This window comes from Planococcus daihaiensis, assembly GCF_049262615.1.
GTDB lineage: Bacteria > Bacillota > Bacilli > Bacillales_A > Planococcaceae > Planococcus.
Window position 1 is genome coordinate 2,486,680 of the sequence record NZ_CP175504.1, and the last position, 22,966, is coordinate 2,509,645.

Genomic DNA, 22,966 nt, shown 5'->3' on the forward strand with positions numbered 1-22,966 from the left:
GTTTTACTTCGAATGTCAAAACTATTCATTAAACTCCAAATCAGTGATCCATGTAGACAAATGTGCCTTAGTCTTGCTGTTCAAATCCGGATGGACATTTTCCAATAAATCGATTTCAAACCAGCTGTAATTTTTATTCTTTACAAAAGTATTGGTGAATGAAGGAGCTGTTAACTCTATATCAGTAAATCCAGGTCCCACAGTCTTTTCTACATTAATGTTGGCAATTGTTCCAATTTGGCGCGGAATTTCGTTTTGGCCTGACAGGAAATTGCCCAAAGAATAGATGACGTAAACTCTACGGCCGTCAGCTGTCTCAATCCATTCAGGAGGTTGAAGCACGTGCGGGTGATGGCCGAGTATGATGTCCGCACCGTTCTCTGCTGCGAAATGGGCGAGATCAATCTGCTGTTTATTCGGCATGGGCTGGTACTCTTCGCCAAAGTGCAGATTGAGCACCACGACTTCGGATTGTTCTTTCGCGCGTTGCAGGTCGCTTTTGATCAACTCCCGATCGATCCGATTCACCAGATAGTCTTTGCCTGCAGGCGTGGGTACGCCGTTTGTGGCATACGTATAGGAAAGAAACGAAAAGGTGATGTCGTTTGCAGTCAACAGCGCCGGTTGATCCCGCTCTTCAGCAGATAAATAGGAACCCGTCTGTGTGATGCCAATCTCTTCCCAGTAATTGATGGCATTTTCAATGGCCGTTATGCCTCTGTCGAGCGTGTGATTATTGGCCATGGCAACGACATCAACCCCGACATCCTTTAATGTATCGCCAATTTCATATGGACTGTTAAAGGAAGGATAGCTCGACACTCCGATAGCAGAACCGCCAATAATACTTTCGGAATTGGCCACCGTAATATCGGCCTGTTCCAAATAAGGTTTAATCTTTTCAAACATGGGTCCGAAATCATAGCCATCAGGAGTTTTGGCGGCATTATAAACGGTACTGTGGAGCAGAATGTCACCCACTGCGGCCAACGACGCTGTTCGCGTACCGTAAAACTCTGCAGGTTCCGTCGTATAACTCCGAGTTTCAAATTCTAAATCTTTCATGATTGGCACCGTTGGAACTTGCACGGCTACACATCCAGCCAATAACAGCGCGGAAAGCAGTATTACAAAGAAAAAAACGTAAAGACGAATTAGATTCATAATGACCACTCTCCCTTTGATGGAATGGTAAGAAAGACAGGAGTAATAGGGTGTAATGAATAAAAATAACAATTAATACAATACAAATGACAAAAAAACGTGAAATGAGTTGATTGTTAATAATATAATACAACATAGGATTCGGTTTTACTAGTTCATATTATTTAAATTTATACCGATGTTATTGTAAGAAATGGATAAACATTCTGCTGTAACAGATAAAAATGATGCTATTTATTTTTGTTCGATGGTCTCTTGGTCATATAGACATAATTTCAGATTAAAAATTTATGGATAATAATCATAAGAAAGAAAAAATTTAGGTGTTTATATTCCAATTTTTTCAAAATATAGTATACTGAAATTGAATATTTCAATCTGGATTCCCCAAAAATATCTAATGGATTAAGGAGTGAGGAAATGTTGGAAATCATATTGGAATTAATTGCACATGTTTTTTCATATTTCTTCACTCCGCGAAGGCGGCTGGAGAAGAACGTGAAGGTTCTGAAGCATGATAAATGGTTTGCAGACCTGGAAGATGACTTTCGCTATAACCATCTCATCTGGAATAACCGTAAAGTGATTCGCTACCTGGCTGTAAACAGCAATGTTGCTAAACTTTTAAAAGATGACGATGAAAAAGCGAAGTTTAAAAAGCTGCTGACCTATGAACATGTAAAATTCATTACAGCGCCATAGGTTTTTAGTGGTTTAGCTGCAAAGAATTCAAAGACGACAAAAATGCCGGAACCTTTTCAGGTTCCGGCATTTTTTATTTCTACTATATTAAAGTCTACTCAAAGAGGTTCATGCTGAGATAACGTTCGCCGGTGTCCGGTGCGATGCACAGCACTTTTTTGCCTTTACCGAGCCGTTTGGCGATTTCAATGGCGGCGAAAATGGTGGCACCTGCAGATGGGCCGACAAATATACCTTCTTCTCTGGCAACTCTGCGGAAAATATCGATCGCATCTTCGTCTTCAATGGCGAAAATTTCATCGTAAATTTCCGTGTTGAGAATATCCGGAATAAAACCGGGGCTCGTCCCAACCAATTTGTGTTTCCCGGGTTTTCCGCCTGACAGGACAGGGGAACCTTTGGGTTCGACAACGCCCACGAAAAGCTCAGGCAATTTTGCCTTTAACGCTTCACCAGTACCGGTTATGGTGCCGCCGGTTCCGGCCGAAGCGACAAATGCGTCCAGCTTGCCGTCCATTTGTTCCAGAATTTCAACGGCAGTCGTCACGCGGTGAATGTCGGGATTCGACGGATTTTCAAATTGCTGCGGAATGAAACTGTTCGGAATTCCGGCTTGCAGTTCCAGCGCTTTTTTTATGGCACCCGGCATTTTTTCGTGATCAGGGGTCAACACGACTTCTGCACCAAATGCTTTCAATAGATTGATGCGTTCCTTCGTGGCATTATCCGGCAGCACCAGAATGGCGCGGTAGCCTTTCGCGGCGGCCACCATTGCTAACCCGATGCCGGTGTTGCCGCTGGTCGGTTCAATTATTGTAGCGCCTTCAACGATAACGCCCTGTTCTTCTGCCTGCTTGATCATATTGAAAGCAGCCCGGTCTTTGACGCTTTTCGATGGATTGAACATTTCTAATTTAACGTAGACGTCTGCAGCGCCCTCGGGGACGATGCGATTTAATTTTACGACCGGCGTATCGCCGATCAGCTCTGTTATATTGTTTACGGGTTTCATGAATGGTAACAACCTTTCCTGCTAACTGAATCATTATGCTATCTTCCGATTGTAGTACAAAGAGGCTTTACGGACAAACCTTGGGACTTGAGCGGAATGGCACATATTAGAAATTAGACCTACCATAAAGCGACAGTATTCATGACTTTTGATTAGTTAATATACCTTTTTTTGTTAATTTATAGTATAATAAAACTAATAAAAGAATCGGAGGCGCTTAAATTGGTAGAAACCCACGAGTTGGTTGATTCCGTGATTCTGGATTTGGATGCCACGGGAGTGGCCAAGTTAATAATGGAAAAGAGAATCACTGCCCGTCAAGCTGTCGAAATTTATATTGAACAGCTGAACAACATCAATCATTCTGTGAACTGTCTTGTCGAAGACCGTTTCGACACAGCATTGCTGGAAGCTGACGCGGCAGACCGCAGGCTTGCAGCGGGCGAAGCATCCGGAGCCTTATTCGGTGTTCCCATCAGCATGAAAGAAGCGTTCCATGTTGGGGGCATGAAAACCACGGGCGGCTTGATCAGAAGAAAAGAGTTTGTCATGGACCGAGATGCGGAAGTGGTACGCAAACTGCGGGCCGAAGGGGCAATCATTCTTGGCAAAAGCAATACACCGGAACTTTGTTTTTGCCAGGAAACTGTCAATAAACTTTACGGCCGCACCAATAACCCCCGCGATTTCCGCAGAACAGCCGGCGGCTCGAGCGGAGGAGAAGGGGCATTGATTGCGGCGGGTGGAGCAGCTGCAGGTCTTGGTTCCGACATAGGCGGGTCCATCCGTTTTCCGAGCCATTTTAACGGAGTGGTCGGTTTTAAATCGGGCAGGGATCAAGTATCCCAGTCAGGAAGTTACCCCGAAGTTACACAGGAACTTCAATACAGGATGCTGGGCATTGGTCCGATTTCCAAAAGTGTCAAAGATGCCAGGATGATTTACAATATCGTCGCAAAGAGCCCTGCGCCGGCAAGAAACCTTGAAAGCTTTGCGTTGAACATCCTCCCGGATACTGGTTATCCATTAGCTGAACCTACCGTCAAACTGCTCAACTCAGTGTATGAAAAATGTGGCATAGATTTTGAAACAGAGCGGGAGACCCCGCCGTATTTTGATGATTCAGCTGCTGTCTGGCAGGAAATTATGTCTATCGACGGGGCGGCAGATACAAGAAATGAAGCTTTCGGCGGCAAGCCGATGAATCTGTACACCGCTTATATGCGGGAGCGATTGAAAGGGACATCCGAAGTTCATCGGTATCTGTCATGGGCATTGATCGGAGGATCCTTGTTTAAACCCTCTGAAAAGCGGCTTGAGAAAATCCAGGAATTTCTGCAGCACGGAGATCATATACTGGAAAATTATCTCAAAGAACGGATCCTGATCATGCCGGTCTATCACAAGACGGCACCGAGACATGGTGTTGTTTACCGAGAGATATTCTCTATTCGGAAAACCTTCCGCCAGTACATGCCGTTTGTTGCCTATGCCAACACGTGGGGACTGCCGGCATTGACTATTCCAATCGGTTTTGATGAAACAGGCTTGCCGATCGGCGTCCAATTGATCAGCGGCAATGGCAATGAGGAAGCCCTGTTCCAACTGGGTGAATGGCTGGAGCAGCATTTTCAGTCCTACCAGCGTGCGCTATTATAGAAGAAAAAACCTGCACCTCATTGAGAGGTGCAGGTTTTTAGGTTGTCGAGCTACGAGTGGCCAACTCAATCATTCCGCTAAGCCATGAAGAATTGAACCAACGAATAGATTCCGATTACGGTAAGTATTAATGCACCGATAAAATAAATGATTAAAGCGTTTTTCAAAGTTAGCCTCCTTGATGTGGTTGAATAAAGAATAGGATGCTATTTTGTATAATTTTCCCAAAAAACAAATTACCCATACTTATTACTGTATCAAAGTTATTGGGAATTTCCGAATAACTTGATTATTCCCGGTAGAGTGTCTTTAAATGTCAATATTATATGTTGAAAGATAAAAAAATATGGTGATTACAGTGAATATACATAATAGAGTCTTTGTGCCTATTATTTTATCCCAGTAGTTTTATTTAGCCATAATTCGACAAAATTTTCCCAATTACACGGGCGGAACTCTTCTGCTAACGTTAAATGTGTGGCAGGGAAATGCGGGACGCCGCGGCTTCAGGATTTATTGCCATAAAAAATTTGGGATGAGGAGATTGATGTATGAAGAAATCAGGAAAGATTTTCACAACCGCTCTGCTGGCAATTACTTTGGTAATGCCTTCGGTAGGGGTAAGCGCCAATGCAGGCAACGACGATGCAAACGAAAAATTCCGGGTACTGGTTGACTCAGCCAATCAGAAAAGCCTGAAGAACGCAAAACAGCAATACGGTATTCACTGGGAATTCGCTGGTGAAGGGTTTACAACCGATATGAATGAAAAGCAATTCAACGCATTGCAGAACAATAAAAATTTAACCGTGGAAAAAGTTCCAGAATTTGAAATTGCGACAGCAACGGATCAGCCGGAAGCCCAATTCAGCGCGATGGCAGCATCACAATCAACGCCGTGGGGCATCAAAGCTATCTATAATAACAGCAGCATCACGAGTACAAGTGGCGGGGCAGGCGTTAATATTGCCGTTCTGGATACGGGAGTAAACAGCAATCATCCAGATCTGCGCAACAACGTGGAACAATGTAAAGATTTCACTGTCGGATCGACATTCACAAATAATAGCTGTACAGATCGCCAAGGGCACGGAACGCATGTTGCGGGCTCGGCGCTTGCTGATGGCGGCTCGGGAAATGGCGTGTACGGAGTTGCTCCGGATGCGGACCTTTGGGCTTATAAAGTTTTAGGCGATGATGGTTCAGGATATGCTGATGACATCGCAGTGGCCATCCGCCATGCAGCCGATCAGGCTTCCGCTTTAAATACAAAAGTGGTTATCAATATGTCATTGGGGTCTTCAGGGGAAAGCAGCCTGATTACGAATGCAGTGAATTATGCTTACGATAAAGGAGTTCTTGTCATTGCGGCCGCTGGCAACTCCGGCTCAAGACAAGGTACAATCGGCTATCCGGGCGCTTTGGTCAATGCAGTTGCAGTTGCAGCGCTTGAAAACACCATTCAAAACGGCACATACCGTGTGGCGGATTTCTCTTCCCGCGGTTACAAGCGCACGGCTGGTGATTACGTGATTCAAAAAGGTGATGTGGAAGTTTCTGCGCCTGGTGCGGCAGTTTACTCTACCTGGTACGATGGAGGATACGCAACAATCAGCGGAACTTCTATGGCTTCACCGCACACAGCTGGCTTGGCAGCGAAAATTTGGGCGCAATATCCTGACGCTTCAAATGTTGATGTACGAGGCGAATTACAATACCGCGCATATGAAAACGATATCGTTTCCGGCTCTGGTGCTGGGTATGGCGATGACTATGCGTCAGGTTTCGGGTTTGCAACAGTACAATAAAAATTCCAATAGCAAGGGCAGCTCCGGTGTTTCGCCGGAGCTGTTTTTTTATGGTATTATTTATTTAATCTGAAAAGGGGTGAGGCTATGAATATCGGATCAGTGATTAAATATTATCGGTCAAAAAACAAAATGACCCAATCCCAATTGGCTGACGGCATTTGTTCTATTTCGCACCTCAGCAAAATTGAATCCAACACGTATAGCCCTCATGAATCGACAATAGAAGCGTTGCTCGCAAAAATGGGCGTTCAATGGAAAAAAGAACTGGTGAAAAGAAACCGGCTGGAAAGACAATTGCAAGATTTCATTACCTGTTCATTACATTACGATCTGAATAAAATGGAGGAACAGTACACGCAGCTTCAACAGGAGGATGATTATATACAGTCTACCGATCTGGTAAACCGGTATGAGTTGTATAAGTTCCGCTATTATTTATATATACAGGATCAAGACCGGGCATACCGGCAAAAAGAGTTATTGGATCGGATGAAAAATTCTTTCACGGAATCTGAGGCTTGGATGCATCAGCTATTTTTGTCGCTTTACTTCACCCTTGTAAATAGGAAAGAGCTTGCGATGGAATGCGTCAACTCGCTGGACAAGGGCATTCAAAGCATTCCCCAAAAATTTGAAGGGGAATTCTATTACCAGAAGGCGCGGTTGCTGATCATGCACGAACAATATGAGCTGTCAGCCCATTACGCTGAGATGGCGGTACAATATTTCAGGCTCAATTATAATTACATCCGCCTGCTGCATGCCCAATTGCTGTTGGCTATCAATTATATGAGACGCAATCTGCTTGTACAAGCTGAAGGGATATTCGAAGTGTTGAAGCGCAATACACGATTGACGGACCAGCAGGAATTATACAATCAGACTTTGTATAATTTTGCCGAATTACTGAAAACCCGCAATGAGCATAACCAGGCATTTGATCTGCTGACCGAATTGCATGGAATTATATCAAAAGACACATACTTTTATAAAGCGGTGCTGGTCAGCCTGATTGAAACTGCAGTGGAAGTTGGGGCTGATGCATGGGACTATGTTCGGGAACTGCGGAATTTATCCGCCGGAGCAGAAGATGAATATTTTCTTTTATACTTGAATTATTTCGAGAAGCGAAATTTTTCCCAACCAGACCTTTTGGCTTATTCCGAAGAAAAAATGTTCCCATTTTTCAGAAAACATGGTTACATAAGAGAAAGTAAGAAAATCGCCCTTGAATTGGCTGGACATTTTCAGCAGGAAAAACAATGGGAAAAGGCGATGTACTACCAATCCTATTACGACAGAAATGGAGGATGATCGGTTATGAAAAAAGTGAAATTGATTTTACTGGCCGGATTAGCAGCAGCGATGATGGTGGCAGGAGCTTGGGCTCCGACGGCCAATCATGTGGAGAAAAATGACTCGGTTGTCGCATTTGGTATACAACAAAGCTCAATCCCAACTATTTTGCCACCCCTGTAAAATAGCGGATTGTTCCAAAGCTCCCGGCGGAAGCCTGGGAGCTTTTTTGTATGAAAAAAGCAGGGACAGTCCGCAGGGATGTTGTTTAGCTTACCGGAAAACGGCAATAATGTAGGTACAGGCTGTATAAAAGGAGGGGCGCGGATGAAGGTCAGGCTCGAATGGAAGTATCGCTCTGCCAAAGGGCTGGAAACGATTTTCCGCTCAGACGAAATGCCTGCAGCTCAAAGCGTCCAGATTGCCGAAGATGTTGAACGGACGAAGCGGGTCAAGGAATTAGTTTTTATCGATGTTTTTGATGACAGCGTTTGGACTCTGAAAGAGATGAAGGCATATTTAAAAAGTATTGAAACGGAGCCGCACGATATATCGGTCTTTTTTGACGGTGGATTTGATGTCGAAGACAGAAATGCGGGCTTGGGCTGCGTAATTTATTACAGCCAAAATGGAAAATCATTTCGCTTGAGACAAAATGCGCAGATTGATGGCCTGATTTCAAACAATGAAGCCGAATATGCGGCACTTCATCTATGCGTGCAGGAACTGGAGTATCTGGAAGTCAAAAACATGCCGGTGCACATCAAGGGGGATTCGAAAATTGCCATTAATGGCATGAGTGGAGAATGGGCGATTGTCGAAAAAGAATTGGTCCGTTGGGCAGACAGGATCGAAGCAAAGCTCGCTCAATTGGGCATCCAACCCGAATTCGAACTGATTCCGCGCAAAGACAATTTCGAGGCGGACAGGCTGGCTGGCCAGGCATTAAAAGGCATCGAAATAACGGGAACAAGCAGTTTATGACCCGTTTCCTGCGGATAAAGTAAGCTCTCCAGGTTGCTGCTGGAGAGCTTTTAAAAATGCTTTCTTTTTCAGGGCTAACAATGGGCCTTAAATTGCCCGAGCAAAAAAGCTTGGGCATAATATTTTACATCGTGTACGATGTAAAATATAGTAGGTGAAGAAAGTAACTCATCGACTGGAGGAATTTAGAATGAAAGCACTTTATGAAACGACTATCATCAACACCGGCGGAAGACAGGGCGAGGTATATTCGGAAGATAATATTTTCAATCTGGACGTTGCAAAACCGGCTGCACTGGGCGGCGACGCCACAACTGCCACAAACCCGGAACAATTATTCGCGGCAGGCTACAGCGCATGCTTTAACAGCGCATTGGAACTTGTTTTGGAACGCGATAAAGTGGCAGTGGATAAGAGTGAAGTGAGAGCGACAATATCCTTATTGGGTGACAAAGAAAATGGCGGCGTTAAACTGGCGGCCAAACTGGAAGTCACCATTGAAGGGATCAGCGACGAGAAAAAGCATGAATATGTGGAACTGGCTCATCAATACTGCCCTTATTCAAAAGCGGTTAAAGATACAATCGACGTGGAAATAGTCGTTTTATAAAAGCTCAGGCAGCTGCCTGACCCGTAATGCTGTTAATGGAAGTTTCGATAAGCAGAAGATGGGCGTGATGAAATGGAGTTAGGCTTGAAATTAGAACAGCAATTATGCTTTGAAGTGTACAAAGCTTCCAGCAATTTTACGAAAATGTATGCTAAAGTGCTCGAACCTTTCCAGCTGACTTTCCCCCAATATCTTGTGCTATTGGTTCTATGGGAGGAAGATCATCTATTGATGAAGGATATAGGAGCACGCCTTGGCCATGGGACGGGCACGCTGAATCCGATTCTCAACCGGTTGATTGACCAGGGACGGATCACAAAACAGCAATCGGCGGACGATAAACGCGCCTGGGTTATTTCCTTGACCGAAAAAGCGAAAGCCGAACACGAGCCAATCAGCCGGGCAATTTATGAAAAACTGGTCAGCTGTAATTTTCTTGATGTCAACGCAGTGACTCTGATGAAAAACTTGAAACAACTCAATGCATTTTTTGGCGACATGGACATTAAATGAACGATTGAAGCTAAAGGAGAGAAATCAGATGAGCATATATGAATTTACGGCTACAAAACCGGACGGCAGCGTATATCCGCTGAGTGAATATGAAGGCAAAACAATGCTGATAGTCAATACGGCTACAAAATGCGGATTGCGGGATCAGTTTGAAGGTCTTGAAAATCTGTACAAGAAATATGAAAAAGATGGCCTTGTTGTCTTAGGGTTTCCATCAGACCAGTTCGGCCAGGAACTTGACGGCGCGGCAGAAGCGGAGCAATCCTGCCGCATGACTTACGGCGTCACTTTTCCGATGCATGGATTGGTGAAAGTCAATGGCCAGAATGCCGATCCATTGTTTCAATATTTGACTGACAACAGCAAAGGCTTCCTCAGCAGCAGCATCAAATGGAATTTCACGAAATTTCTCGTGGACAAGAATGGCAATCTGGTGGCGCGTTTTGCGCCTAAAGACAAGCCAGAATCATTTGAGGACGAAATCAAACAAGTTTTGACGAAATAAAACGATTGCCCCGGAGCCTGACTGGCTTCGGGGTTTTCTGTTTTATAAGGTAAAAACTCTTTGAAATTCCGACTTAGAGCTTTTTTTGCATATTTCCCTTGATTTTCCTGCCGCAAAGATTTATTATAAAACTAAATATTTATTAAATTTAGAATTTTGGGAGTTCATTGTTGCAATAATCAAAAACTTAGGTTATAAATAAGTTGTATATTAATTATACAAAAATTAAACAAGGAAAAGGAGTGGTTTAGTTGAAAAAGATTTTCGTTTCAATGTCCGTCGCATTTGCCTTGGTTTTCTCGTTACTTGCAGCAGGGGTTATGGCAGATAGCCATACGGCAAAACTGAGAGTGGTCCACGCTTCACCTGACGCTCCAGCCGTCGATGTATACGTCAATGGAGATTTAACTTTAGAAGAAGTACCGTTTAAAGCGGATTCCGGTTACCTGGATGTTCCCGCAGGTACACATAGTGTAGAAGTTTTTGCAGCAGGAACTGAATATGCGGAAGGGGAAGCGGTTCTTCAGGCAGACCTCACCGTGGAAGCCGGACAAGCATATACAGTTGCAGCGGCAAACCTTTTGGAATCACTGGAATTTGTAGTGGCAGAAGATTCAATGGAAGTAACTGAAGGGCAAACAAAAATTCGTGTTGGCCACTTGTCTCCCGATGCACCGGCTGTTGATGTGGGTGTGATTGGTGGCGATGCATTATTCAGTGGGGCTGAATTCCCAGGAATTACTGACTATGCAGAATTAGAGCCAGGAACTTACGATCTTGAAATCCGTCTGCCGGATGGCACTCAAGTATTGCCATTGGAAGGTACAGAATTGGCAGCTGATACTGTCTACAGTGTATTCGCAGTAAACACAGTGGATTCACTTGAAGTAATCGCTTTGGTGGATTACGAAGCAGCCGCGGCTCCTGACGAAATGCCAACTACAGGTTTGGGTGCTCCTCAGCAAACTCAGACAAACTGGATGTTGGTAATAGGTGCGCTTTCCGCAGTGATTGCAGGAGGGTTGGTCTTTAGAAAACGGTTTCAAAACTGATCTGCCAATCCTCATGATCGGGGCAGCGATATTGCTTGCCGGCTGCCAGGAAACAACAGATGAAGTCAGTATCCGCTCGAAAGACGTTGGATTTGCGGCGGAACGCACGTATCGTGCGCCGGCGATGACAGCTGATGCACCTGTTGAAAATCCAATCAATGCTTTAAAGCGGGACGGGATTGTACCCGAGAAAATAGTCATTCCTGCAATTGACGTCGAAGCAACGGCATTGCATCTTGGCATGAAAGAAAACGGGGAAATGGATGTTCCGGAAACGATAGAAGACGTCAGTTGGTTTGAACCCGGCTATAGACCGGGTGATAACGGACGTGCTGTGATTGCCGGACATGTTGATGGTATCGATGGTCCAGCTGTATTTTGGGATCTGGCTGAGCTGGAAGCCGGAGATGAAATAGTGGTGGAAGGCAGCGGGGAGCAATTGATTTTCAGAGTCTATGCGATGGAATCGGTTGAGCTTGAGCTTGCCGATGTCCAGTCGGTATTTGGTTATCGCTCCTCGCCGGAGTTGGTATTGATTACTTGTTCCGGAGATTATAATCACGACCGGGGCACGCGTGAAGAGAGACTGATTGTTTACGCGGAGCTGATAGAAGAATAGTGTAACGGGCGCTTTCCAGAAATGGGAAGCGCTTTTTTTTGTGGTTTTTTAATGTTAATGAAATCAAGACAAGAAGAACAGAAAATGTTGGTAAAAATTTCTAAATACAATTTTAATTGGGTAATTTTTATATTATAGAAACTTTTTTACTACAGACTATTTTCCTGTTCTAATATTTGGTATTATTAATTTCATATAGATATATTTTTGCGGTGTTCGGCATTTATTGCCGTCAATATCTTCACCTCTGGGAGGACACGACCAAATGACTGACAGCAAACGTCCAACGACGGAACATAAGCATGAAATGGCAGGAACCTACACGAGTGAAGTCAGTAAAGCAAACAGCTCAATTTTTGATCTGCTCGTTAAAAAGGTGCCCGTGAGCATGTATATAATGTCAGAAGACAAATTTGTCTATGTAAACGAAAGCCTGTGTGAGCTTCTCGGTTATCTTGAAGATCAATTTCTCCTGGGAGACGTTCGGCTGAAAGATGTCATCTATCCGGAAGATTTATCGATCGTTCAAACACGAATTTATGAGCAATCAGAAACTGCAGGGGGATCTGTCCGTTACCGGGTTAGAATCATCCGACATGACGGCAGTTTACTCCACGCCGAATTACACTCCAAAATAGCTGAATGGAAAGGCAAGCCGGCTTTTATTGGCAGTGTAACGGATGTGACGGAAGAAGTTGTTGCGCAAAGTCGTTTGAAGGATAGTGAAGAACGCTACAACTCGCTGTTCTTTGAAAATCCGGACGCTATTTTCTCTTTCGATACGGAAGGGAATTTCACGAATGTCAATCCGGGAGCGCTGGCATTATCGGGCTATAGCTATGATGAATTGATGAAAATGTCATTTGTTCCAATGATTGTGCCGGAGCATTTGGACAAAGCACTGCATTATTTCTCTGATGCTTTAAAAGGCAATACCAATCGCTATGAAGTAAACCTTTATGGCAAAAATGGCAAGCTGATCCAGCTTGAAGTGACAAACTTTCCCATGAATCAGGCAGGGCAGATTACAGGGGCCTATGGTATTGCAAAAGATATCACCAGCCGGAACGAGCACAAACAATTACTTGAAGAGATGGCATTTTTCGATCATTTAACGAAGCTCCCCAATCGGAAATTGTTTGAAGACCGTTTAGAACAGGCCTATAAGATTTCAAATGAAAAAGAAGGCGAACTGGCAGTCCTGTTTTTAAACTTGGATCGGTTTAAATACATCAACGACTCTCTTGGTTATGAGTACGGAGACGTCTATTTGAAAAAGATAGCTTTTCGCATGGTGGAATGTGTTGCTGATTCCGCGACTGTCGGCAGATTCGCGGGGGATGAATTTGCCATCTTGCTGCCGAATGCAGGCAAAGAGGCTGCAATTGAATCGGCAAAGCGGCTGAACGAGGTATTTGCGGAGCCGATGGAGGTGCTGGGCCATCAATTAGCATTGACCGCAAGCATCGGCATCGCGTGTGCCAGCAAGATGCAGCAAGATTTGATAAAACAGGCAGAGTCCGCCATGCTTTACACCAAAAAACACAGCAAAAACAGTTATTCGCTTTATTCATATAAATTGAACCAGGAAACAGCTGATAAATTAGCGATAGAACGGGAATTGAAATCCGCCATTCGCAACGATGAATTTTTGATCCATTATCAACCAATTATAAATTTAAAAACGGGTCAGCGGAGTGCGATGGAAGCGTTGATCAGGTGGAATCATCCGGAACTCGGTATGGTCCCGCCCGATCATTTTATCCCGATATCGGAAGAAAGTGGACAGATAGTTGAAATTGGCAAATGGGTGCTTTATACAGCCTGCTCGCAGAATAAGAGTTGGCAGCTGAGTGGTTATGCGCCGTTTCGTATCTGTGTCAATATTTCAACCATTCAGCTGCAGCATCCGAATTTTGTGCGCTTGGTAAAGAGCGTCCTCGAAGAAACGGGTCTGGAAGCGAAGTGGCTGGAACTGGAAGTTACAGAAAGCATCCTGCTCGAAGATACCGAAGTTTTGAAAGACAGTTTGCGCAAACTGAAGGCTTTAGGCATATCAATGTCGATTGATGATTTCGGCACAGGATTTACATCCTTGAACTACTTGCGTCAATTCTCTTTTGACCGCGTGAAAATTGACCGCAGTTTTGTGCAGGATATCAACAACGATCTGAATGGCAAAGCGATTACTTCCACCGTTATCACATTGGCGCATAAGCTTGGGATGGAAGTCGTTGCAGAAGGCATCGAAGACGCCGTGCAGCTTGCCTATCTCCATGAGGAACTGTGCGATGAAGGACAGGGTTATTATTTTTGCCATCCGAAAGCTGCGGATCAGCACGATTTACTGCCCACGAATAAAACATAAAGAATGCTGGAACTATTGTTTTTGTTTTGGCCTTATAGAAGATATGGTCTAACCCTCCGCAGTTTGGTCTGCGGAGGGTTAGCTTTCGCTTTTTGAAAAATGGTATAGTGAGAATGATGTAAGAGTTTTCAGATAAAGGGGCTGGTATTTTGAATAGGATGGAGCTATTAAAAAAATCATTTGAGGACTCGTCTTATGTGCTCTCAGGACATGGGCCGAGGGATGTACAGGTACTCAAACGGGCTTTTCACAATATAGATGAGCAAATTAAATCAGATAATTACGGTACAGGTGCGGCAATCAACGATTTTGAAGAGAAAATGGCAGATTTTCTGGGGAAAGAAAGCGCGGTGTTTTTTCCGAGCGGCACGATGGCCCAGCAAATTGCGCTGCGCATCTGGTGTGATGAAAAAGGGGCGGCCAAAGTTGCTTATCATCCTTTGTCCCACTTGGAGATACACGAGGAAGAAGGTCTAAAAGAATTGCACGGCATCGAATCAGTGCTGCTGACTGACAGAGACAGCGTCATCGAGTTGGAAGATGTGAAAGCGATGCCGAAAGATGTTGCCTGCGTGCTGCTTGAATTGCCGCAGCGGGAAATCGGCGGGCAGCTGCCTGAATTTGAAACGCTTCAAGCTATTTCAGCGTATTGCCACGAAAATGATATCATGCTGCATCTTGATGGTGCCCGCATATTGGAGACTTTGCCATATTACGGGAAATCTATCGAGGAAATCTGCAGCCTGTTCGACAGCGTTTACCTTTCAATGTACAAAGGAATTGGCGGCATTGCCGGTGCTATTCTGGCAGGTGACGAAGATTTCATCAAAAGGTCGAAAGTTTGGAAGAAACGCCACGGCGGAGATCTCATTTCACTCTATCCATACATTTTTACAGCCGATTATTATTTTGAGCTGCGCAAAGAAAACATGGCGGAATACTATGCGGCGGCTAAAGAACTCGCCGCGAAATACAATGCCTGCGAAGGGATTACGACCTTGCCGGAAATTCCAGTTTCGAATATGTTCCATGTCCATATCCATAAACCGGCAGAACAGGCAGCGGAAATATTGGCACAGGTGCAACAGGAAACAGGCATCGGGCTATCGGGCAATGTGCGGGAAATCGATCAATCCAATTGCTATTATGAAGTGAGTCTGGGGGATGCCTATCGAGCGGCGCCACTAGAGAGAATCGAGCTTGCCTTTAAGCTTCTGGATGAAAAAATGAAGGCTTAGTATATTAGAAACTACAAAAGAGAAGCTTTTCGCGTATAAAGCGAAAAGCTTCTCTTATTTGTGTTGTGTCAGATGCATTTATCAATCGACAAAAATTCATAGCTGTTAATCACGTTTTAAAACCCGTCAAAATTCGCTCAACCTATACTTTCGGCAAACTTTGCACAAGAGAGATGAACGCTCTGGAGGCATATGGGACGTAACGGTTTTTTGCCGAAATGATGCCGAGCATCCAAGGAAAGGTGTGAGTCAGGGAAATCACTTTGAAAGGACCGTCCTTCACGCGTTCGCAAATTAACTCGGGCATAAGCGTTACTCCCAGGTTTTTTTCCACCATGCCGACGATAAAATCCCATTGGGAGCTTTCATAAGCAACTTTGGGTGTAAATCCTTCGGAAATACAAAAATCAATTGTTCGGCCATTTAGTGTAAATTCCTTGCTGAGGAGGAGGAAAGGATCGTCTTTGAATTCAATTAAATCCACCTGATTCAAATGGGACAGCGGATGGGATTCGTGGACCAACAGTTTTATTTCCTGATGGACAAACGGCATCACTTCAAATTTTGCTTCATCCACCGGAAGCATGACAAAGCCAAGATCCACTTCACCTTCAAATACTTTTTTTTCCACTGTTTTCGCGCCGTCTTCTGCCAGCATAATTGAAACATCCGGATACCTATTTTGGAATTCAGCAATGATGGTCGGAAAAAATAACGTGCTGATAACAGGCGGCAGGCCAATTTTTATTTTCCCTTTATTTAAGTTCATTACATCGTATAGAGAAGAGGAAAGGTCATCCAGACTATATATGATTTTTTGCGCTTGGAGAAAAACGACTTCTCCGGCATCTGTCAATTTGATTTTTCGGGCAGATCGGTCGAATAAAATAACGTCCAGATCTTGTTCGAGATTTTTAACCATTTTGCTTAAACTCGGCTGAGTTACATGCATCGTTTGCGATGCTTTTGTAAAGCTTTGGTGTTTTGCCACTTCCACAAAGCAAGTCAATTGTCTGATATCCATGAATTTCCCCTTCAACCTATAACTATTGGTTATAGGTAATATAGTTTTTATTCATTTTACCTATCAGTATCGACAATGTACACTAAAAAAAGTATTCAGACACAATATTGTGACAAATTCACCTTTTCAAAGTAAGGCAAAGTAAGCGCTTGCAGAAAAGCCGGGACGCCGGATTATTGTGCTCGATGCGCAATAACAATCAAGGGGGAAATAAAATGTTAAGTATGATCGGATTGGTCGGGGGACTTATTCTGCTCATCGTCTTGACGATGAGAGGCTGGAACCTTTTGGTAGCAGGCCCGTTATGTGCGCTTGTTGTCGGTCTTTTCAGCGGAATGCCGTTATTCCCGCAAATGGTGGAAGCAGGGGAATCAAACTTTTTAACTAATTATATGACCAGTTTTTCTGGATTTATCACTTCATGGTTCCCGATGTTCCTGCTTGGAGCAATTTTCGGCAAAGTAATGGAAGACAGCGGAGCGGCTGATAGTGTGTCGCGCTGGCTGGTAGGGAAATTCGGACTTAAAAAAGCTGTTCTTGCAATCGTCATTGCCTGTGCGGTTCTTACATATGGCGGAGTAAGCTTGTTCGTTGTAGCTTTCTCAGTTTATCCAATGGCTTTGAGCTTGTTCAAACAAGCGGATCTTCCACGCCGTTTCATTCCGGCGGCACTTGCATTCGGATCGGTAACATTCACTATGACATCTGCCGGTTCACCTGAAATCCAAAACTGGATTCCAATCGAATATCTTGGCACTTCACCATATGCCGGTTGGGAAGTCAGTATTCTGGTTGCCGTATTCATGATGATCTTCGGCTATTGGTGGCTGAAACGCATGATCAATAAAGCAGTCGGCAAAGGCGAACGTTTTGAAGCCCGCAAAACAGATCCGGTCATCGAGGACCGCGAATTGCCTAACCCGATTATGGGATTAATTCCATTATTGGTTGTTCTACTTATCTCGTTTACACTTCATGATGTGTTGATGACATCGGCATTAATTTTGGCCCTTCTTGGCGGAATTATCACAACATACGTGATCAACCGCAAATATTTCACAAACATCAGCAGAGCGATTTCTGACGGAACGATCGGCGCATTGATTGCCATCGGTAACACGGCAGCAGTTGTTGGATTTGGTGGCGTGGCAAAAGCTGTTCCTGCATTCGAAGTGGCAGTTAATGCGATGACCAGCATTCCAGGCAGCCCTCTGATCGGCGGCGCACTTGCTGTCAGCGTCATCGCCGGCTTGACGGGCTCTGCATCCGGCGGTCAGGTTATTGCCTTGCCTTTATTGGCACCTCATTATATCGATATGGGTGTCAACACGGAAGCGCTGCATCGTACGGTCGCAATTTCATCCGGTGCGCTAGATTCACTGCCGCATAACGGTTATGTTGTAACGACAATCCGCGGGATTTGTGGAGAAACACATAAGGATGCCTATGGGGCAGTTGGTGCTGTAACAGTCATCGTTCCGTTGCTCGGCCTGACATTGGCAATTATTTTGTTCTCATTAGGTCTTGGTTTATAAACTGCGAGAAAATTTTTAAAAGTATGGAGGTAAGGTGTCATGGTACAAGATAAAGTTGTATTCATCACAGGCGCTGCCAGCGGAATCGGCTACGAAATCAGCCGTGATTTTGCGGAAGCGGGAGCTAAAATCGTTCTGACTGATATTAATGAAGAGGCAGTGCTAAAAGCCGCGGACGCATTGGTGGAAGCGGGCCATGATTGTATTGGCATCCCTTGTGATGTAACAAGTGAAGAAGAAATTATTGCAGCTATCAGTAAAACAGTGGATACCTTCGGAACATTGGATATACTGATAAACAATGCCGGAATGCAGTATATCTCACCGATTGAAGATTTCCCGACGGAAAAATACGAGTTATTGATCAAGATTATGCTCGTTGCTCCATTTATTGCGACAAAACATGTTTTTCCGGTTATGAAAAAGCAGGGATACGGCCGCATAATTAATATGGCTTCCATTAATGGACTGGTCGGTTTTGCTGGTAAAGCAGCCTATAACAGTGCCAAGCACGGCGTCATCGGCTTGACGAAAGTAGCTGCTCTTGAAGGCGCAGAGCACGGCATTACCGTCAATGCGATGTGCCCGGGCTATGTCGACACGCCGCTAGTGCGAAATCAATTGGGTGATTTGGCGGAAACGCGCAATGTTACGTTAGAAAAAGTGCTTGAAGAAGTCATCTATCCTTTAGTGCCGCAAAAGCGATTGTTGTCAGTTCAGGAAATATCGGATTACACAATGTTCCTCGCAAGCGACAAAGCTTCCGGTGTTACAGGACAAGCTGTGGTTCTGGACGGCGGCTATACAGCGCAATAAAAAATAACCTCTTGTGGAGTCCATCCACAAGAGGTTATTTTTTTGTGAGTCGCATTCATCCCAAAAACTGTTCGACGACTCCTAAAAACAGACGGTCCTGTTCCACGTTCGGCGCATGCCCGGAATCCTGAAATTCCATATAATCGGCATTTTGGATTAACACCGCCGTTTCGCGGCCTTTTTCCGGCGGATTCAATCCGTCATGTTTGCCGCTTATGACAAGCGTCTCTGCGGTAATAAACTTCAGATCATTGCGGAAATCGAAATCCCGCAAAGCAGCAGAAGCGGCAGACTGTTCATCGCCATTCAGCATCCGGCTGTTCCTGGCGACGGTTTTCTGCCAGGCGTTGACAGCTTCCTGGTCATGAAAGATCAGCTCGGAGGACATGGCCAGCTTTTCAGGGATGCTCATGCCTTTGAGCTGTTCTTCATAGCGGTCGAACATTTCGGCCATAGAAGATTGCCCGCCACAGGATTTTGTGGCTGCGAGTATCAGCTTCGCCACGCGCTCCGGTTGTCTGATGGCTACTCCCTGGGCGATATAACTGCCCATGGAAACGCCCAGGACATTAACGGAATCGAGTTCCAGATGGTCAAGCAAGGCAATGGTATCGGCTATATGGTCATCCAATGTGAAGTCAGCGGGACGGTCAGATTTTCCGTGACCGCGCGAATCCAATGCGATGATCCGGAATTTATCTTTGAGGTAGCCCATTTCCCTGTAGAACATCTGGTGATTGCTGGTCAGCCCGTGCAATAGCAGGAGCGGCCTGCCTTCGCCGGTATCTTCGTAAAATAACCGGGTTCCTTTATTGTCAAAAAACGGCATATTTATTCTCCTTTATTGGTTCATCATTTTACTCTATACCCTTATTGATGAAAAATTAAATGCCCGCAGCAATGTGCGGGCAGCATTCTTTATTGATGGACAGCACGAACTTTGTTGTATCGGTCGATTGCAAGGAAGATGGCCACCAGCAAGACAAGAAAGGCAAGTGTCAAATACCAGGGGAATTCAGTGATGGATTGTCCGAAAGCCGTGTAAACGATTGCCGGCAATGTCAAGCCAAGGGCGGAATAGTACATGTATTCCTTGAAATTTCTTGTCATATCCATCAAATAAAAGCACAGCAGCTGAAAATGCACAAAAGGCATGATGCGAAGCAGCATCACCTGGCCGACGCTTAGTGTTCTGTCAGTAAAAATCCGTTCTTTCAGTTTAGTCATTTTTTGATGGGATTTAGGCAGGTGTTTCAGCATCAGATAAACGATGGCACTCATCAGCAGCAACCCGGCGTAAGACAGAACAGCTCCTTGCACAAATCCGAAAGCTACACCGCCGAGGACACAAACAGCAATGACCGGAAGGAAGAGGATGGGCCTAACCAAATGTAGGAGCAGAAAGAAGATGGGGGCCATCCATCCGGCATTTTCGATAAATATTTTAACCGAATCATCAAACTGATCCATAGCGGCCTCCTTTAAATACGTAATAATGTCAATAAAGAAGGATAAGCCAAAAGGGCTTTAATGGCAAGCTTTTTGCTTAAAACCAGCAACGCTTTAGTTTGACGAAATCAGATAAATGAAACAATTTTTTGTTAAACTGGAACCAGAGCCGTATTTCGGCTGAAGATGAGGTTTGTAAACCATGAAAAGGGAGATGTTCATCGTGAAATCGACAGAAACCATTTTTCCGATTGAAAAAGTGAGAGCGCAATTTCCGGCACTGGAACGCGTTTATAAAGAACGGCCGGCTGCTTATTTTGACGGCCCGGGCGGGTCGCAGGTCATACTGTCAGCCATTACCGCCATTGCGGATTATATGCAGCGGGGCGGCGCTAATCTCCACGGAACTTTCCCGTCGAGCTGGGAAACGGAAGCGGTGATTTCAGAAGCGCGTGCCGCTGTAGCTGATTTTTTGAATGTGCAGGCAAACGAAGTGGCATTTGGCGCCAACATGACGACGCTGACCATTGCAATCGCCAATGCACTCGGCAAGCAATTCGAAGCGGGCGATGAAATCGTCGTCACTGAAATGGACCACCGGGCAAATGTGGATCCGTGGATCATGATGGCGGAAGACCGGGGTCTTACTGTGCGCTGGATTCCCGTCGATAAAGAGAAGCTGACCTTGGATATGAGCAATATCGATACACTGATCAACGAAAAAACGAAAGTGGTGGCGCTCGGCATGGCATCTAATGCAATCGGCACCATCGTCAACCTCGCACCTGCCGTTAAACGGGCGCGTGAAGTCGGCGCGCTTGTGGCGGCTGATGCTGTCCATGCGGCTCCGCATATGCCGATCGACCGGGAACAGCAGGACATCGATATCCTGCTGTGTTCTGTCTATAAATTCTTTGGGCCGCATATCGGAATTGCGGCAATCCGGGAGAACGTCTTTAAAGATTTGGTGCCCTATAAATTGACCACTTCACCGTCCTATTATCCGGATAAGCTGGAAACCGGTACTCAAAATCACGAAGGCATTGCCGGCATACGCCCGGCCATCGAATTTTTCGCGTCGTTCGGAGAAGGGGAGACGCGCCGTGAAAAGATAGTTTCGGGTTATGACATAATCGAGCAATACGAAAATGGTCTGGCGGCGCGTTTGCGGGCAGGCCTGAGCCGGATTGAGAAAGTCACGCTGTGGCAGGCGGCGGAAGATGTTCCGAAAACACCGACTGTGGCGTTCCAGGTGGCAGGTTATGAGCCAGCTCAAGTGTGCGAGTTTTTAGCCGAAGAATACAGTATTTTCACAGCTGCCGGCCATTTCTATGCTTCGACATTAGGCGACGTGCTGGATGTCAATAAAACCGGTGGATGGGTGCGTGCAGGCCTTGCCCCGTATAATACGGAAGAAGAAGTCGAGCGGTTTATCAAAGCGATTGCTTCTTTGTAAAAAGTGAATTTGATCATATTAAAAAGGCTTCGCAACCGCGAAGCCTTTTGTTCTTATTCCGCAGCTTTATGGGAAAACGGGCATTTGCCTGCAAGCGGCTCGCTGTCGTCGCCGATGAAAAATTGCTTCCATTCATTATGTTGCGGGTCGCCGAAATGGCTGATGTCCGGATGTGTAGGCAGCTGATCCCAGGCTTCAACACGCTGGCGAACTTTTTCACGCGACATGATGCCGCCTTTTTCAGTTCCCGTCAAGCCTTTGAAAATACGGCGCGGCTGGAATCCCAGTACCATCGCATTGCCGAGGTCGCGGGTCTTGCGCCGTTTATAGGCAGGAGCGTTGCCGAAGATGAAAATCGGTTCGCCTTGAAAGACGAAATCCCATAAATAATGATCCGGATCCATCGGCTTGTCGGCTGGCCACTCTGTTTCGTCAACAGTGTGCAGGTATTGCAGAATGGCCCAGAATTCATCGCGGTATTGCTCGAGGCTGCCTTCCGTTTGGAACGGCTCAACAAAGACGAAAAGTCCATGTTTTTTATGTTTCGGATCATTGAACAGGGACAGGAACTCCTCCACTGCAACCGGCAGCGCAGACCAGTCATCGCGGCTAATGTATGCGTATCTCAATTCACCTTTCAACTCGCCGCTCATCCCGAAATAACACGGGAAAGTCTTATCTGTCACCGTGTTGTGGAATGTCTCATATTCTTTCAGCAGCCATTCCGGCAAGTCCGTGCGCGTGGTAAAATCTTCTTTCGTCAATAAAGCTTTATAGGTTGTTGCCATATGTTCTCCTCCGTTGCGTTTAGATTCCCTTTCTGTTATTTCCTTTAACCGGTAGTTTTAAACTTTACCGAACTATACAAGTTGAACTATAAAGTTAATATGAATGTAACGCTTCGACGCTATGGACTGTGCATAGATTATGCTCCTGCGCCGCACCTTTGTTGAGAGAAGTCTCTATAGATATGGAGCAAAACAGCGAAGAGTTGACCGAAGGTAGTTCGGTCGACTCTTTGCGACGAAGCAGCGCAGCGATGCAGGAGCACGGATTTTAGTTAACTCGGCGAGCCCCCGGCAGCCGGCACCGCGACGTCCTGTCGCGCCGACTGCATGACCCACATCCTGTGGGCCCGCAAGCAAGCTGTTTT

The 22,966-nt window shown here is 45.3% G+C and carries 22 protein-coding genes; 16 read left to right on the forward strand and 6 right to left on the reverse strand.

Going from position 1 to position 22,966, the window contains the following annotated elements; genetic code table 11:
• Positions 1-21: 21 nt before the first annotated feature.
• Positions 22-1,164, reverse strand: coding sequence for a CapA family protein (locus DHX103_RS12260; protein ID WP_422122563.1), 1,143 nt, complete (start codon positions 1,162-1,164; stop codon positions 22-24).
• A 420-nt stretch (positions 1,165-1,584) separates the two neighbouring features.
• Here DHX103_RS12260 and DHX103_RS12265 point away from each other — a divergent pair, with 420 nt between their 5' ends.
• Positions 1,585-1,866, forward strand: coding sequence for a hypothetical protein (locus DHX103_RS12265; protein WP_422122564.1), 282 nt, complete (start codon positions 1,585-1,587; stop codon positions 1,864-1,866).
• A 94-nt stretch (positions 1,867-1,960) separates the two neighbouring features.
• On the opposite strand, the gene cysK is transcribed toward DHX103_RS12265, so the two are convergent.
• Positions 1,961-2,878: a cysteine synthase A gene (gene cysK, locus DHX103_RS12270; RefSeq protein WP_422122565.1), complete on the reverse strand. Its 918-nt coding sequence runs from the start codon at positions 2,876-2,878 to the stop codon at positions 1,961-1,963.
• A 222-nt stretch (positions 2,879-3,100) separates the two neighbouring features.
• On the opposite strand from cysK, the gene DHX103_RS12275 reads away from it, so the two are divergent.
• The 12 genes from DHX103_RS12275 to DHX103_RS12330 all read left to right on the forward strand — a co-directional run bounded on the left by DHX103_RS12275 (position 3,101) and on the right by DHX103_RS12330 (position 15,533).
• Complete coding sequence (locus DHX103_RS12275; protein WP_422122566.1) at positions 3,101-4,537, forward strand: amidase; 1,437 nt, start codon at positions 3,101-3,103, stop codon at positions 4,535-4,537.
• Between the two features lie 551 nt (positions 4,538-5,088).
• Entirely contained in the window at positions 5,089-6,345 is a 1,257-nt protein-coding gene (locus DHX103_RS12280; protein ID WP_422122567.1) for a S8 family peptidase, read from the forward strand.
• Between the two features lie 87 nt (positions 6,346-6,432).
• Positions 6,433-7,662, forward strand: a complete 1,230-nt coding sequence (locus DHX103_RS12285) for a helix-turn-helix domain-containing protein (RefSeq protein ID WP_422122568.1) — start codon at positions 6,433-6,435, stop codon at positions 7,660-7,662.
• 6 nt (positions 7,663-7,668) lie between these two features.
• Positions 7,669-7,827: a hypothetical protein gene (locus DHX103_RS12290; protein ID WP_422122569.1), complete on the forward strand. Its 159-nt coding sequence runs from the start codon at positions 7,669-7,671 to the stop codon at positions 7,825-7,827.
• A 144-nt stretch (positions 7,828-7,971) separates the two neighbouring features.
• Entirely contained in the window at positions 7,972-8,628 is a 657-nt protein-coding gene (locus tag DHX103_RS12295; protein WP_422122570.1) for a reverse transcriptase-like protein, read from the forward strand.
• A 190-nt stretch (positions 8,629-8,818) separates the two neighbouring features.
• Positions 8,819-9,238: an organic hydroperoxide resistance protein gene (locus DHX103_RS12300; protein WP_422122571.1), complete on the forward strand. Its 420-nt coding sequence runs from the start codon at positions 8,819-8,821 to the stop codon at positions 9,236-9,238.
• Between the two features lie 84 nt (positions 9,239-9,322).
• On the forward strand, positions 9,323-9,751 hold the full coding sequence (locus tag DHX103_RS12305) for a MarR family winged helix-turn-helix transcriptional regulator (protein ID WP_422122572.1): 429 nt from the start codon (positions 9,323-9,325) through the stop codon (positions 9,749-9,751).
• Between the two features lie 28 nt (positions 9,752-9,779).
• Complete coding sequence (locus tag DHX103_RS12310; protein ID WP_422122573.1) at positions 9,780-10,256, forward strand: glutathione peroxidase; 477 nt, start codon at positions 9,780-9,782, stop codon at positions 10,254-10,256.
• A 251-nt stretch (positions 10,257-10,507) separates the two neighbouring features.
• Positions 10,508-11,308 carry a DUF4397 domain-containing protein gene (locus DHX103_RS12315; protein WP_422122574.1) on the forward strand — a complete coding sequence of 267 codons (801 nt, stop codon included), beginning with the start codon at positions 10,508-10,510 and terminating at the stop codon, positions 11,306-11,308.
• A gap of 13 nt (positions 11,309-11,321) precedes the next feature.
• Complete coding sequence (locus DHX103_RS12320) at positions 11,322-11,927, forward strand: class F sortase (protein WP_422122575.1); 606 nt, start codon at positions 11,322-11,324, stop codon at positions 11,925-11,927.
• Positions 11,928-12,192: 265 nt separating this feature from the next.
• Positions 12,193-14,295, forward strand: coding sequence for a putative bifunctional diguanylate cyclase/phosphodiesterase (locus tag DHX103_RS12325; RefSeq protein ID WP_422122576.1), 2,103 nt, complete (start codon positions 12,193-12,195; stop codon positions 14,293-14,295).
• Positions 14,296-14,444: 149 nt separating this feature from the next.
• Entirely contained in the window at positions 14,445-15,533 is a 1,089-nt protein-coding gene (locus tag DHX103_RS12330) for a threonine aldolase family protein (RefSeq protein WP_422122577.1), read from the forward strand.
• 142 nt (positions 15,534-15,675) lie between these two features.
• Here DHX103_RS12330 and DHX103_RS12335 read toward each other — a convergent pair whose 3' ends face one another.
• Complete coding sequence (locus DHX103_RS12335; protein ID WP_422122578.1) at positions 15,676-16,557, reverse strand: LysR family transcriptional regulator; 882 nt, start codon at positions 16,555-16,557, stop codon at positions 15,676-15,678.
• A gap of 215 nt (positions 16,558-16,772) precedes the next feature.
• Here DHX103_RS12335 and DHX103_RS12340 point away from each other — a divergent pair, with 215 nt between their 5' ends.
• Together DHX103_RS12340 and DHX103_RS12345 are read left to right on the forward strand one after the other, a co-directional pair.
• Positions 16,773-18,092 (forward strand): GntP family permease, encoded by a 1,320-nt coding sequence (locus tag DHX103_RS12340; protein WP_422122579.1) that lies wholly within the window; start codon positions 16,773-16,775, stop codon positions 18,090-18,092.
• A gap of 39 nt (positions 18,093-18,131) precedes the next feature.
• A complete protein-coding gene (locus DHX103_RS12345) occupies positions 18,132-18,908 on the forward strand; it encodes a 3-hydroxybutyrate dehydrogenase (RefSeq protein ID WP_422122580.1) in 777 nt (258 codons plus the stop codon).
• Between the two features lie 55 nt (positions 18,909-18,963).
• On the opposite strand, the gene DHX103_RS12350 is transcribed toward DHX103_RS12345, so the two are convergent.
• A complete protein-coding gene (locus tag DHX103_RS12350; protein ID WP_422122581.1) occupies positions 18,964-19,737 on the reverse strand; it encodes an alpha/beta fold hydrolase in 774 nt (257 codons plus the stop codon).
• A gap of 89 nt (positions 19,738-19,826) precedes the next feature.
• Positions 19,827-20,378 (reverse strand): TVP38/TMEM64 family protein, encoded by a 552-nt coding sequence (locus DHX103_RS12355; RefSeq protein WP_422122582.1) that lies wholly within the window; start codon positions 20,376-20,378, stop codon positions 19,827-19,829.
• A 181-nt stretch (positions 20,379-20,559) separates the two neighbouring features.
• Here DHX103_RS12355 and DHX103_RS12360 point away from each other — a divergent pair, with 181 nt between their 5' ends.
• A complete protein-coding gene (locus DHX103_RS12360; RefSeq protein WP_422122583.1) occupies positions 20,560-21,813 on the forward strand; it encodes a cysteine desulfurase-like protein in 1,254 nt (417 codons plus the stop codon).
• A 53-nt stretch (positions 21,814-21,866) separates the two neighbouring features.
• Here DHX103_RS12360 and DHX103_RS12365 read toward each other — a convergent pair whose 3' ends face one another.
• Positions 21,867-22,601: a YqcI/YcgG family protein gene (locus DHX103_RS12365; protein ID WP_422122584.1), complete on the reverse strand. Its 735-nt coding sequence runs from the start codon at positions 22,599-22,601 to the stop codon at positions 21,867-21,869.
• Positions 22,602-22,966 lie beyond the last annotated feature (365 nt).